General features: G+C 34.9%; 11 protein-coding genes. 6 read left to right on the top strand and 5 right to left on the bottom strand.

Translation table 11 applies throughout. The features are described from left to right. Positions 1–91 precede the first annotated feature (91 nt). The 3 genes from ABEG63_RS14140 to smpB all read right to left on the bottom strand — a co-directional run bounded on the left by ABEG63_RS14140 (position 92) and on the right by smpB (position 2,956). Positions 92–832 (bottom strand): YebC/PmpR family DNA-binding transcriptional regulator, encoded by a 741-nt coding sequence (locus tag ABEG63_RS14140; RefSeq protein ID WP_312398157.1) that lies wholly within the window; start codon positions 830–832, stop codon positions 92–94. A 94-nt stretch (positions 833–926) separates the two neighbouring features. Further along, positions 927–2,420, bottom strand: coding sequence for an OmpA family protein (locus ABEG63_RS14135; protein ID WP_346585625.1), 1,494 nt, complete (start codon positions 2,418–2,420; stop codon positions 927–929). 77 nt (positions 2,421–2,497) lie between these two features. Further along, positions 2,498–2,956: an SsrA-binding protein SmpB gene (gene smpB / locus ABEG63_RS14130; RefSeq protein ID WP_267405810.1), complete on the bottom strand. Its 459-nt coding sequence runs from the start codon at positions 2,954–2,956 to the stop codon at positions 2,498–2,500. Positions 2,957–3,074: 118 nt separating this feature from the next. On the opposite strand from smpB, the gene ABEG63_RS14125 reads away from it, so the two are divergent. After that, positions 3,075–4,697, top strand: a complete 1,623-nt coding sequence (locus ABEG63_RS14125) for an ATP-binding cassette domain-containing protein (RefSeq protein WP_267405809.1) — start codon at positions 3,075–3,077, stop codon at positions 4,695–4,697. Positions 4,698–4,788: 91 nt separating this feature from the next. On the opposite strand, the gene ABEG63_RS14120 is transcribed toward ABEG63_RS14125, so the two are convergent. Next, entirely contained in the window at positions 4,789–5,604 is an 816-nt protein-coding gene (locus ABEG63_RS14120) for a M48 family metallopeptidase (RefSeq protein ID WP_346585622.1), read from the bottom strand. A gap of 137 nt (positions 5,605–5,741) precedes the next feature. Here ABEG63_RS14120 and recJ point away from each other — a divergent pair, with 137 nt between their 5' ends. The 5 genes from recJ to ABEG63_RS14095 all read left to right on the top strand — a co-directional run bounded on the left by recJ (position 5,742) and on the right by ABEG63_RS14095 (position 12,059). Further along, positions 5,742–7,454, top strand: coding sequence for a single-stranded-DNA-specific exonuclease RecJ (gene recJ, locus ABEG63_RS14115; RefSeq protein WP_267405805.1), 1,713 nt, complete (start codon positions 5,742–5,744; stop codon positions 7,452–7,454). Between the two features lie 36 nt (positions 7,455–7,490). After that, positions 7,491–8,075, top strand: a complete 585-nt coding sequence (nadD, locus tag ABEG63_RS14110) for a nicotinate (nicotinamide) nucleotide adenylyltransferase (protein ID WP_346585619.1) — start codon at positions 7,491–7,493, stop codon at positions 8,073–8,075. Positions 8,076–8,175: 100 nt separating this feature from the next. Further along, positions 8,176–8,514 carry a DUF3817 domain-containing protein gene (locus tag ABEG63_RS14105; protein ID WP_312398182.1) on the top strand — a complete coding sequence of 113 codons (339 nt, stop codon included), beginning with the start codon at positions 8,176–8,178 and terminating at the stop codon, positions 8,512–8,514. A gap of 323 nt (positions 8,515–8,837) precedes the next feature. Continuing rightward, on the top strand, positions 8,838–11,126 hold the full coding sequence (locus ABEG63_RS14100; protein ID WP_346585617.1) for a TonB-dependent receptor: 2,289 nt from the start codon (positions 8,838–8,840) through the stop codon (positions 11,124–11,126). A gap of 147 nt (positions 11,127–11,273) precedes the next feature. Beyond that, on the top strand, positions 11,274–12,059 hold the full coding sequence (locus tag ABEG63_RS14095; protein WP_346585615.1) for an alpha/beta hydrolase: 786 nt from the start codon (positions 11,274–11,276) through the stop codon (positions 12,057–12,059). A 20-nt stretch (positions 12,060–12,079) separates the two neighbouring features. Here the strand turns inward: ABEG63_RS14095 and ABEG63_RS14090 are convergent, their stop codons facing one another. Then, positions 12,080–13,294, bottom strand: a complete 1,215-nt coding sequence (locus tag ABEG63_RS14090; RefSeq protein WP_346585614.1) for a serine hydrolase domain-containing protein — start codon at positions 13,292–13,294, stop codon at positions 12,080–12,082. Positions 13,295–13,359: the final 65 nt, after the last annotated feature.

Genomic DNA, 13,359 nt, shown 5'->3' with positions numbered 1-13,359 from the left:
TGAATTACCAAAGTTTCTTTAAAAAACTTCTTTGATAAAGTTCGTGAATTCGTGGCGAAGTATTGTAAATACTGTAAACAGCTACCTATTTTTATAAAGAATTTAAAAGCTCTTCCGTGATTTCCATATTGTGATAAACGTTTTGCACATCATCATCCTCTTCGAAGCGCTCAAGCATTTTCATATTTGCTTTAAACTGATCCTGCGTAACTTCTTTTGTATTGTTTGGAATTCTCTGAAGTTCGGCACTTTTAGCTTCGATTTTAAGTTCATCTAATTTGTGAGATAAAGAACCGAAATCTTCAAAAGCCGTTGTGATCATCACCTCCTCATCATCTTTTTCTACATCTTCAGCACCACCATCGATCATTTCCATTTCAAAATCATCCCAATCCATTTTAATTTGAGCTAAGTCGATTGTGAAAATTCCCTTTCTATCGAAGATAAATGCCAATTCACCATTTTTACCAAGGTTACCATCAAACTTGTTGAAAACAGCTCTTACGTTCGCAACAGTTCTTGTGGTATTATTTGTCGTACATTCCACGAAAAAAGCAACACCACCTTGTCCGTACCCTTCATAAGTGATCTCTTCATAGTTTTCCGCATCCGCACCACTTGCTTTTTTGATCGCTCTTTCCACATTATCTTTTGGCATGTTTGCTCCTTTAGCATTCTGGATACATCTTCTCAACGCAGGATTGGATTCAGGATCTGGTCCGCCGGCTTTTACTGCTAAGGCAATATCCTTTCCTATTTTAGAGAATGTTTTGGCCATCTTATCCCATCTGGCCATTTTAGAAGCTTTTCTATATTCAAATGCTCTTCCCATTTTTATTTTTAAATTTTCAACAAAATTACTTAAAAGTCCACAAAAAAAAAATACCCCCAGAAAACTGGAGGTATTTATATTTAGAAAAATTTAATTATTTTTTCTTTTTAACTACTTTTTTAGCAGGAGCTTTTTTCTTAGTAGCTTTTTTAACTTTTACTGGAGTTGGATCTGCATAATCTCTTTTTTGAATAGCACTCCACTGAGCAGCGTCAGTAATAGCAGTTACAACAACTTTTCTATCAACTTGTCTTTCAGCATCAGAAGCAGTTGCAGGAATTTTAGCTTTAGCAGCACCTACACCAATAGATTTAAGAGCATTAGCATCTACACCTCTAGCATCTAAAGCAGCAACTACAGCAGCAGCTCTTTCTCTAGATAATTTCAAGTTGTAAGCAGCAGCACCTTTAGCATCAGTTCTACCTTCTAATAGATAGTTACCTCCATCTTTCTTAATGATCTCAGCAGCTTCGTCCAATGCAGTTTTAGATTCTGCTTTGATAGTAGCTTTGTTGAAGTCAAAGAATACGCTTCCTAATTTAGTTTCAACGTCAATTGCAGTTTGTTCTTTAGGCTTAGGACATCCATTATATTCAGGAAGACCTGGAACTGTAGGACAAGCATCATCTTTATCTAAGATACCGTCACCATCTGTATCTGGCCAAGGACAACCATTGTTTTCAGCAGGACCTGCAACAGTAGGACAAGCATCATCTTTGTCGATTACACCGTCACCGTCTGTATCTGGCCAAGGACAACCGTTGTTTTCAACTGGACCAGCAACATCTGGACATTGATCGTCTTTATCTGGAACTCCATCACCGTCAGTATCAGGACATCCTTGGAATTCTGGTAGACCTGGAGTATCTGGACATAAATCGTCTTTATCTAAGATACCATCCTTATCTCTATCTCTGTTACCAAATCTGAAGTTCAATGAAGCTGAAGCTTGCCAGAAGTTAGCAACTGTAGATTTATCACCAGGAGTTGATACATAATCTCCTTGAACACCAAAACCGAAGTTTTTAGTCAACCAGAAGTTAACACCAGCACCTGTAGAAACTGTAAAGAAGTTAGCTTTACCATTTTCGTTACCATTTTCACCGTTACTTACTACTTCCCCATTAACATCAGTTCTTGGGAATGTAAGTGCAGTATAATCATGTCTTAAATAGTTAGCACCAACTCTCAAATATGGATCAAACCAAGATTCTTCGTTCCATAAAAGACCAGCAGCTTTAACTTGTAAACCAAGACCAGTCATTAAGAAGAACTCTTTCCCCATATCAAATCTCTTGTTAGCAACATTACCAACAGAAGTTTGCCAATCTACTACAAAACCTTTCGCTACGTTTCTAGCAACTGTAAGTTTAGATAGTGGAGGTGTAATAGAGAAGTTGTTCATATTGAACATATTCTTCGTCAAATTTTTTGCAGCAAAAGTATTACTGAAGTTGTTTCTCTGAGCTGTGTGGTTCTCAGCGTGAGCACCAACTCCGATCATCCACGGATTGTTGGTAGTCTGAGCGAACACAGTAGAAGCAACAGTAAGTGCCAATGCTGAAATTCCTAATTTTAGATTTTTCATAGAATTAAATGATTAAATAATTGATAATGCAAAATAAATATAATTTTTCTTTATATACAAAGTTTTTCAAATGATTTTTAACTTTTCTTTAATATTCTGTCCAGGTTTCGTTTATTTTCTCTATCTTTTATGCTCTCCCTTTTATCGAAAAGCTTTTTACCTCTACCCAGCGCAATTAAAACCTTTGCTTTCCCTCTGTCATTAATATATAGTTTTAAAGGTATTACAGTATTACCTGCATCTTTTAACTTTTTTTCGAGTTTTTGCAATTCTTTTTTGTGCAAGAGCAATTTCCGTTCCCTTTTTGTTTTGTGATTATAAAATGTTCCCAATTTATATTCATCAATTGTCATATTAATAATGTATAATTCCCCATCAATAAACTGACAGAACGATTCTGTAATAGATGCTTTTGAAGAACGTAAAGATTTTATTTCTGTACCCGTTAAAACCATTCCTGCTTCATATTCTTCAAGAATTTCATACTCAAATCTGGCTCTTTTGTTAAATATATTGACTGTCTTTTCAATCTTCATTGTAAAATTTCTTTAATGAAATATATAAAAAATACCCCACATTTAAAAACCTGACTATTACATTATTGCGAAATACCCAAATTCTTTTCGTATTTTTGCGCCAAATTTACAAAACTATATGTTAACAGTATCTAACTTATCTTTACAATTCGGGAAAAGAGTTCTTTTTGACGAAGTAAACATTATGTTTACGAAAGGAAACTGCTACGGGATTATCGGAGCAAATGGTGCAGGAAAGTCTACATTCCTTAAAATATTGACTGGAAAACAAGACCCAACCACAGGACACGTATCTTTGGAACCTGGAAAAAGAATGTCTGTTCTTGAGCAGGATCACTTTGCTTACGATCAATTTACGGTACTTGAAGCGGTTTTGAGAGGTAACAAAAAATTATTCGAGATAAAAGAAGAGATGGACGCGCTTTATGCAAAAGAAGACTTCTCTGACGAAGACGGAATTAAAGCAGGAGAACTAGGTGTAATCTACGACGAAATGGGTGGTTGGACTGCAGAATCTGATGCACAGACCATGCTTTCAAACGTTGGTATTAAAGACGATATGCACTGGCAAATGATGAGCGAGCTTGAAAATAAGGACAAAGTAAAAGTTCTATTGGCTCAGGCGCTTTTCGGTAACCCAGATGTATTAATCTTAGATGAACCTACGAATGACCTTGATATTGATACAATTTCTTGGTTAGAAGATTTCTTGGCAGACTACGAAAACACGGTAATCGTTGTATCTCACGACCGTCACTTCTTGGATACAGTTTGTACGCACATCGGTGACCTTGATTATGCTAAACTAAACCTTTACACAGGTAACTACTCTTTCTGGTATCAGGCTTCTCAATTAGCGACAAGACAAAGAGCTCAGGCTAACAAGAAAGCGGAAGAAAAGAAGAAAGAACTTCAGGATTTCATCGCAAGATTTAGTTCAAACGTTGCAAAAGCTAAACAAGCAACTGCAAGAAAGAAAATGATCGATAAATTAAACATCGATGATATTAAGCCATCTTCAAGAAGATATCCGGCAATCATTTTCGAAATGGAAAGAGAAGCGGGAGATCAGATCTTAGATGTTAAAGGTTTAGAAAAAACAAAAGACGGAGAATTATTATTTTCAAACATCGATTTAAACCTTAAAAAGGGAGATAAAGTTGCTGTTTTGTCTAAAAACTCATTGGCGATTACAGAATTTTTCGAAATTTTAGCTGGAAATGTTGAAGCAGACAAAGGAACTGTTGCTTGGGGAGTTACTACCAACCAGTCTCACATGCCTTTAGACAACACAAACTTCTTCCAAGAAGATCTAAGTTTGGTTGATTGGTTGAGACAATTCACTAAAAATGACGAAGAGCGTCACGAAGAATTCGTAAGAGGATTCTTAGGAAGAATGCTTTTCTCGGGTGATGAAGCGTTGAAATCTTGTAAAGTACTTTCAGGAGGTGAAAAAATGAGATGTATGTTCAGCAGAATGATGCTTCAGAAAGCGAACATTCTTTTATTAGACGAACCTACGAACCACTTAGACCTTGAAAGTATCACAACTTTGAACAACTCATTGTCTAACTTCAAAGGAAATCTTTTATTGGCATCTCATGACCACGAAATGCTTTCAACTGTCTGTAACAGAATCATCGAGTTGACTCCAAACGGAATCATCGATAGAGAAATGACTTACGATGAATATCTTGCTGACAAAAAAGTGAAAGAATTAAGAGAAAAGATGTATTCTTAATCTCAAGACAACATTAAAATTCACATAAAAAAATTCCTCAAATTTGATTTGAGGAATTTTTATTTTCAATTATTTATTATTTAGCCTAAAACTATTTCGTTAATTTAGATGTTGGCAAAGCAACCGTTCCCGGATCTTTCCACAAACCGTCTTTCTCAGCTCTTTTCTTAACAGCTTCAGCCCTTTTATTGCTATCCGGATGAGAATTAAACATCTTTTGGAATCCAGACTGAGCCGCGCCACCTTCGGAAAGTAACGCTAGTTTTTTAAATGCTGTATAAGCACCCACCACATTATATCCGTTGGATTTCATAAAATCATAAGAATACGTGTCTGCTTCAGATTCCTGCTTTTTGCTGTGAGAAGCATCAAGAAAAGCATTCGCCATTTTTCCGACTTGGCTGTCATTCAAAGTTGCAACAGTATTTGAAGCCGAAGAAGCCGCATCCAAAGCCGCCGCTTTTAAATAAGCCGACTTCATGGCATCTTTCGTATCCTGATTTTTAACGTGACCAATTTCATGACCAATTACCGCCAGTAATTCATCATCCGTCATAATATCCATCAACGATGAAAATACACGAACACTCCCGTCAGCACAAGCAAAAGCATTGATATCTTTTACCAAATATACCTTGTAATTAAGGTTAAGACCGTCCTGAGATTTGTGTTTCCCGAAAAGTTTGTTCAGTCGAACCGTGTAAGGATCTTTTGGGCCAGCCACTTTATTATTTTTATCCATCCATTCTACAGATTCTTTGGATAATTTAATGGCATCTTCATTGGTGAAAGATAAAGCTTTTGCACCGCTAGAAACTACGCTAGCAGCTTTTCCAAGATTGATTTTCTGTGCATTCACAACATGCATCGCGCCTAATAGAATAAGGCAAACAGTAATTTTTTTCATACTATAATATTTAAAATGATTTGGATCGCGAAGATAATAATTTTGAAAATAATTTTAAAGTTAAAATTTTGAAACAATGATTTGAAAGGGATTTTTTTATCTTAGGCTTTTAGAAACTTTTTCCCTATTTTTGTGAAATGAGTCAAAAATGGATTTACAAGCCCGAACCCGATGAAGAAATTGTGGATGGATTAAGTTCGTCTCTTGGTTTTGGAACTTTTGAATCTAAACTCCTCGTTTTGAGAGGAATTGACAATTATCAAAAGGCCAGAGAATTTTTCAAACCCAACCTTAACGATATACACAATCCTTTTTTAATGGCAGATATGCAAAAAGCTGTAGAGCGAATTGCCACTGCGATTGAAAACGGAGAAAAAATATTGGTTTACGGCGATTACGATGTAGACGGAACTACTGCGGTAGCCTTAATGTACCTTTACCTCAGCAAAATTGTTGAAAAAAAATATTTAGATTACTATATTCCGGATCGAAATTCTGAAGGATACGGAATTTCAACAGAAGGAATCGACTTTGCCAAAGAAAATGATTTTTCGTTAATCATTGCCTTAGACTGCGGAATTAAGTCACTCGATATGATTAATTACGCCAAAAGTTTAGACGTTGATTTTATCATTTGTGATCACCATTTACCTGGAGATGAAATTCCTGATGCCATTGCTGTCCTTGATCCCAAGAGAAGCGATTGCCGATATCCTTTTAAAGAACTTTCGGGTTGTGGCGTTGGCTTCAAACTTTGCCAAGGTTTAAATACCATTTACAAACTTCCCGATGCCGAGTTGTTTGAACTCACAGATTTGCTGGCGATTTCTATTGCAGCTGATATTGTTTCGATGACTGGCGAAAACAGAGTTTTGGCTAAAATGGGACTTAAAATTTTAAGAAAAACTAGAAATCTAGGTTTAAGATTATTAATTCCTGAAGATAAACTTTCTCATTTTGAAATTTCAAACATCGTTTTTGAAATTGCTCCTAAAATAAATGCTGCCGGAAGAATTTCTCATGGTAAAGCTGCGGTTGAATTGATGGTTTCAGACAACCTGAAGCACGCCAATCAAATTGTAAGCGACATCATGAATCTTAATGACGAAAGACGGGAGCTTGATATGAACTCTACCCTTTCTGCATTAAACCAAATTATTGAATCTCAACAGGAAACAAAGTTTTCAACCATTGTTTATCATCCTGAATGGAACAAAGGTGTAATTGGAATTGTGGCTTCAAGATTAATTGAAACGTATTACAAACCAACTTTGGTTTTCACCGACGGAAATAATGGTGAAATGGTAGCTTCTGCAAGATCTGTTTCAGATTTTGATGTGCATGAGGCGCTCGATATGTGTTCGGAATATTTCCTGAAATTTGGAGGACACCACGCTGCTGCCGGACTTTCCATGGAGAAAGACAAGTTTGCAGCTTTCAAAGAAAAGTTTGAAAGAGTAGTTTCTGAAAAAATAAAAGAACATCAAAAAGAACCTTCCATAACGATAGATTCTGAAATTGAAATTGAAGAAATTAATCGTGAATTTATCAACTTTCACAGAAAATTAGCACCCTTCGGGCCGCATAATATGAAGCCTATTTTTGTATTGAAAAATCAAAAGTTGGCGGGCTATGTAAAAACGATGGGGAAAGATAATAATCATCTTAAATTCTACATCAAGCAGGAATCTACTGGACGAAATATTGAATGTGTTGGCTTTAAACTCGGTCAGTTTTCCGAAGATTTTAAAAATAAAAACTTTGATTTAGCCTTTACTTTAGAGGAAAATCATTGGAAAGGAAATGTGACACATTATCTGAATATTAAGGATGTGAAATTTAGTGAGTAAAACTGCAACCTTGCCCCTACAATCTGCTACCTCAACATGAAAAAAATAGGTCTCTTCTTCGGTTCTTTTAACCCAATTCATATCGGACATCTTATTTTAGCGAATTATATTCTTGAAAATTCGGATATGGATGAATTATGGTTTGTGGTAAGTCCGCAGAATCCTTTTAAAGATAAAAAATCATTGCTGAACGATCATAACCGATTGGATATGGTAGAACTTGCCGTGAAAAACTATCCGGGAATGCGCGCTTCTAATGTAGAATTTTCTTTGCCTAAGCCAAGTTATACGATTGACACATTGACGTATCTTCACGAAAAACACCTTGATTATTCGTTTAGTTTAATTATGGGCGAAGACAACCTAAGCAATCTTCATAAATGGAAAAATGCTGATCTTTTGATTAAAAATCATCACATTATTGTTTATCCGCGAGTTTTTGAAGGTGAGAAAAAAGAGTCGGAATATCTTCAGCATGAAAATATTTCTCTGATAAAGGCACCTATCATTGAGCTTTCTGCAACTGAGATCCGAAACATGATAAAAGACAGTAAGAATGTGCGCCCGATGTTGCCGCCGGAAGTCTTTGAATATTTGGATGGAAGTAGTTTTTATAAGTAAATTTGGGCATATTTTTTGGGTTGGAAGCTAGAAGATGGGAGCTGGAAGTTTTTATTAGTTCTACTTTTAACATAAGCTTGAAAATGACAACTTGACAATTATGGATTTCATCTACAAATTTTTCTCAAAATATTCTCAGGAAAAAATCATCAAATGGTTTAAACAAATCTGTTTGGCAGAAGCGATTTCCTGGTTTTTTCTTTTTACAGCGATGACCTGGATTCGTATTGATCCCGAAGGTGTTTTACCCATCGTTTACATCAGTACTATCGGAAGTATTCACGGATTTTTTTTCACACTATATCTTTTGTTTCTTCCTTCCATCAGAAAAATTTATGTTTGGGACGATGAAGACAGTGTTTTTGCACTCATCGCTGCATTTTTTCCTTTTGCAACAATCTGGATTGATAAAAAACTTGCTCGTTTCGACAGAGAATAAAATATAAGAACCTTTTTCAAGGTTCTTTTTTTTACCTAAAATTTCGAATAAATTACCTTTTTCAAATTTCAATTGATATTAAATTTAAATATTTGATGTAACATATTTTGGGTTACGGTTGTCTTATTATTGTAGAAAATCAAAATACATAAAAAATTAATTAAAATTTTAATCTCTGATAATCAATTGATTAAAATCAATTCAAAAATATTTTAAGTACTTTGTATTGCATAATACTAATTATATTATATATCTTTGCAATGTTAAATAATAACAAATACAAGCTATTAAATAAAAAAAAATCCACTCTAAATACTAAAGTCATGAAAACTCAAATTCTTATAGCAGCCCTTTTCTTCAGCGGATTCACTTTTGCACAACAAAAAAAATCTGATTCAGTAAAAACTCAAAGCATAGAAGGTGTAACCTTAACCAAGCAGGTTTTCAAAAAACAAAGCGACCGTTTTGTGTATGACGTTGCTGCTTCGCCCGTTACAAAAGGAAATACAACATTTGATATTTTGAAGCAAACTCCCCTACTTTCGACAACTGACGATAAAACGTTGAAAATTGCAGGAAAAAATAATGCTCTGATCTACATCAATGGTAGAAAAACGAATATGGATTCGGAATCTTTAACGCAGTTTTTGAAAAACACACCGGCAGAAAATATTCAGAAAATTGAAGTGATTACGGTTCCGGGAAGTGAATTTCAGGTAGAATCGTCAGACGGAATCATCAACATTATTCTGAAGAAAAAAATGAGCGACGGAACCAGCGGAAACATGAGAATGTCTAATACTCAGAATAAATACAACGCAAGCAATGCAAGCTTCTCTGTAAATTACAGAAAAAATAAACTGGGAATCAGTGCTAATTTGAGCGGTGGGGAAAATATTCAGCCACAGAGTTATGTTTTAAGAAACGGAACTGATTTGGTTAAAAATGAATCTGTGGGAGACATCGATGATCCAAATAAAAACATTGGAGGTTATTTAAATATTGATTATCAATTAAATGACAAAAGCAATTTAGCTTTATCTTGGAATTCTTGGGCCAATAAAAGCTATAATTCAACCATTAATCTTTTCAATACATTAACAGAATATAATACAGACGGAAGCCTGAAAAAGACAACTTACACCAGAACGAGCAACAAAGAAGATGCGAGAAATTATAACAACTCGGTGAATTTGAATTATGAAATTAAGCTGGATTCTTTGGGAAGTAAATTGAATGCCAATGCAGCGTATTTAAATTACAGAAGATTCCAGTATTCTGATAACAGAACTCTAGTTCCGGGTGATTTTAATGATTACTCAACCATTGGGAAACAGATTATTCAAAATATTCCTCAGGTAATCAATAATTTTTCGGGAACGGTAGATTATATTCAGAAATTTAAAAATGACTTCACGGTTTCTATCGGAGGAAATTATAACAAAACAAAAACAGATAACGATACCAAAAACTTTACTACCGTATTCACAGGTGAAGATCAAAAACCTCTTCCTACTGCGATATATTCAGCAAGTCCTAACCACTTTATCTACGATGAGAATATTTATGGAGCTTACTTAACGCTTGAAAAGAAATTTTCAGATAAATTTTCAGGAAAAATAGGGGCAAGATATGAGATTACCAACAGCTTAGGAACTTCGGACAATGCTTCTCCGGAATACAGCAGAATTGAAAGAAATTATAATAATTTACTTCCTTATTTAAGCTTAAATTATGCAATTAATGATAAGAATAATATTTCTTACTCATTTTCAAGCAGAATGAGAAGACCAAGTTTCTGGGAACTAAATCCGGTAAGAAACTATATTTCTGAATACAATTATACACAGAACAATCCGTTCGTAAAGGCTTCTTCTACTTACAATCAGGAATTGACGTATATGTATAAAAATTCTTATTTCCTTATTTTGAATCACTCTTATGTAAAAGATCAAATCACTCAGGTTCCTTTGCAGGGATATGTGAAATCTTTGGACGGAACAGTAAGCGAGCAGAATATGCTTCGTTACATCAGAACCAATTTTGGAGATAAACAGGAAATGTCTGCAATGGTTGGAGTTCAGAGAACTTTCTTCAAGCAATATTTAACATTGAATTTCAATGCAGGTTTTCAGCACAATATCAACAACGGAACATTGGCTGTAGACCCAACAACAGGAGATACTTTTGTAGATATTGACGGCAAAGAATTGGTATACACCAACAAAGTAAAATCTACCAGTTTGGTGATTACAAGTAACAATACTTTACGTCTTGATAAAAAGAAAACTTGGTTTTTAGGTGCTAATTTTTTCTATGTTGATAAGCAGCAAATCGAGCTTGGAATGTTGAAAAACCTAATGAGTTTAGACCTAAGCATCAAGAAAAACTGGAACGACTGGACGTTTGCTGTGAATGTAAACGACGTACTAAGAACCAATGTTGTGGAAATTGAAGATTACCAAGCCAACGGAAATTACAATTATGTAAAAAATGACATGTACAGAAGAAGTGTAACCGTGAGTCTTACTTACAATTTCGGAAACCAAAAAGTGAAAAAAGTAAGAGACATCGAAGGTGCTTCAGATGCTATAAAAAACAGAACGAGATAACATCTCCTTCTTCATATTTAATTATTTTTGTACAAACTCATCGATGTATCGGTGAGTTTTTTATCTTTATTATCTATGAAAAAACTACCTCTTCTTTTTCTGTTTTTGATTCTTTTTCTTTCAGGTTGTAAAGAAAAAACGTTGAATTTGAAAAACAATATCACATTCGATTTTCAAAATGATATTTATTATGGCAAATATGCTGAAGAAAAACTAGATTTATATATTCCTAAAAATGTAAAGCAAAATCAGGAGGTTTTTATCATCATTCATGGTGGTGGATGGCGGGCAGGAAGCAAATCAGACCTTACTTTTTTCACAAGAAATCTGATGGAAAAATTTCCCAACAGTATTTTTGCTAATATCGAATATCGATTGGCTTCCAAAGATCGTTTTGCGATTCCGAATCAGACAGAAGACCTTCATAATGCGATGGAATTTTTAGAAAAAGAACTGAAGTACAAACCACAGTTTATTTTATTGGGAAACAGCGCGGGCGGACATTTATCGATGTTGTATGCTTATCAATTTAATAAAAATAAAACAATAAAAGCGGTGGTGAACATTGTAGGGCCTGCTGATCTTTCCGATAAAAGTTTTAAAACATACACCGACTATTCGTTTGTGGAAAACCATTTAATCGACCCAAAAATCATCAACAATCATCTTCCGAAAGAAAAATTTGTAAGCCCAGTGTATTGGATCAACGAAACCTCATCTCCCACTCTGTCTTTTTATGGAACTCAGGATTATGTGGTTCCTATTTCACAGATGAAAATATTAGATTCAACTCTCAATCAATATAAAGTCAATCATCAGTCTTATGAATTTAACGGCGATCACATGGGCTGGATGAGAGAACCAAACGATCAGTTTTTAATTCAAAAAATTGTTGATTTTATTAAAAATTTAAATCATAAAAAAGCTCATTGATTTCTCAATGAGCCTGATTTTTAATATCCTAACGCTTTCTTGGCTTCCAGACCTGTTGTATTTAAAGTCATAATACATTTCTCAAAATTGGCATCGCTTCGCAAATCCCAGAACGGAAGCAAAACAATGATGGAAACATCTGTATCAGGATCATAAGTCATTGACGAAAGATAGCCTTCGGTAGCACCATTGTGACCATATCCAATTCCAGGGAAATAACCGCATCCCAAGCCGTAGTTATTTGTGGTTGCAGGGCCTTTGCTTGTTCTCATCAGCTGAGCACTTGCTGAAGTCAGCACATTTTCACCTTTCATTACACTTCTGATATATTGAGAAAGCATTTCCATAGAACCTACTCCATTTCCTTCCCCAATGTGTGCGCTGGCATTTTTCTTATCTGTAATTTCAGAGTGGTCGGTGTATTTTATAAAACCGTTAATATACGACACTGGCAATTGCTGTTCAGTTCCCAGTTCAGGAAATTTAATATCCAAAGGAACTTTGGAAGATGGACCTACAATTCTATCATACATATAATTGCCGTAAGTTTTTGTAGTACCTGATTTCTGAGTATAAATTCTAGCAATGATCTCGCTTAAAATTGTAAATCCCGTATTTGAATAATGATAAACCGTATTTGGCGGACCGTAAGAAAGATTGTTATTCGCCAACACTTTCACATAATCTGCCGCGGAAAACTGGAAATTAGGCGAAATTTCCAATTTATTGTCTGCATACGTTTTTCCTCCTACACTGTATTGCGAAGTATCGTTGGTGAGATCATAAATCCCTGCATTATGCTGCAATAGCTGGCGAATTGTAATATCATTTTTATATTTGATTTCCCAATCTGCTCCTGTCGGAAGATACGGAACACTCGTTCCCGGAATATTGGCAGTGATTTTATCATCAAGATTCAGCCATCCGTCCTCCATCATGTTTAAAATAGCAGTTGATGTGAAATTTTTGGTATTACTCGCAAATCGGAAATACGTTTTTTTATTCACCGCAGTACCGTTGGAGCCCATTACGGAACTGAAAAAAGTACCTTTTGGCGAAACCAAATACACACTCAGCGAAGGAATATCGGTATTTAATTCTTTCTGAAGATTGGTATGGATATTTTTAATCGAATTATCAAGATTGTTCTGATAATCGTCTGCCTCGTTATTATTCTTGCAGCTTAAAGAAAGCAGCAAGGCCAGAGATAGGGTTATAAATTTAAGTTTTTGCATGGCTGTTCAGTTATTTATTCGGTGAGGTAAATTTCGTTAAATTTTATCAATTATTTTAAATAAAA

The organism is Chryseobacterium sp. C39-AII1 (assembly GCF_039672645.1).
Classification (GTDB): domain Bacteria; phylum Bacteroidota; class Bacteroidia; order Flavobacteriales; family Weeksellaceae; genus Chryseobacterium.
This window is presented reverse-complemented; position numbering and strand designations above follow the sequence as displayed.

What these genes read in the sequence shown, in the direction of transcription:
- smpB (WP_267405810.1), bottom strand. Translation starts at nt 2,956, where the DNA reads ATGAAGATTGAAAAGACAGTCAATATATTTAACAAAAGAGCCAGATTT.
- nadD (WP_346585619.1), top strand. Translation starts at nt 7,491, where the DNA reads ATGAAAAAAATAGGTCTCTTCTTCGGTTCTTTTAACCCAATTCATATC.
- ABEG63_RS14105 (WP_312398182.1), top strand. Translation starts at nt 8,176, where the DNA reads ATGGATTTCATCTACAAATTTTTCTCAAAATATTCTCAGGAAAAAATC.
- ABEG63_RS14090 (WP_346585614.1), bottom strand. Translation starts at nt 13,294, where the DNA reads ATGCAAAAACTTAAATTTATAACCCTATCTCTGGCCTTGCTGCTTTCT.
- ABEG63_RS14125 (WP_267405809.1), top strand. Translation starts at nt 3,075, where the DNA reads ATGTTAACAGTATCTAACTTATCTTTACAATTCGGGAAAAGAGTTCTT.
- recJ (WP_267405805.1), top strand. Translation starts at nt 5,742, where the DNA reads ATGAGTCAAAAATGGATTTACAAGCCCGAACCCGATGAAGAAATTGTG.
- ABEG63_RS14135 (WP_346585625.1), bottom strand. Translation starts at nt 2,420, where the DNA reads ATGAAAAATCTAAAATTAGGAATTTCAGCATTGGCACTTACTGTTGCT.
- ABEG63_RS14140 (WP_312398157.1), bottom strand. Translation starts at nt 832, where the DNA reads ATGGGAAGAGCATTTGAATATAGAAAAGCTTCTAAAATGGCCAGATGG.
- ABEG63_RS14100 (WP_346585617.1), top strand. Translation starts at nt 8,838, where the DNA reads ATGAAAACTCAAATTCTTATAGCAGCCCTTTTCTTCAGCGGATTCACT.
- ABEG63_RS14120 (WP_346585622.1), bottom strand. Translation starts at nt 5,604, where the DNA reads ATGAAAAAAATTACTGTTTGCCTTATTCTATTAGGCGCGATGCATGTT.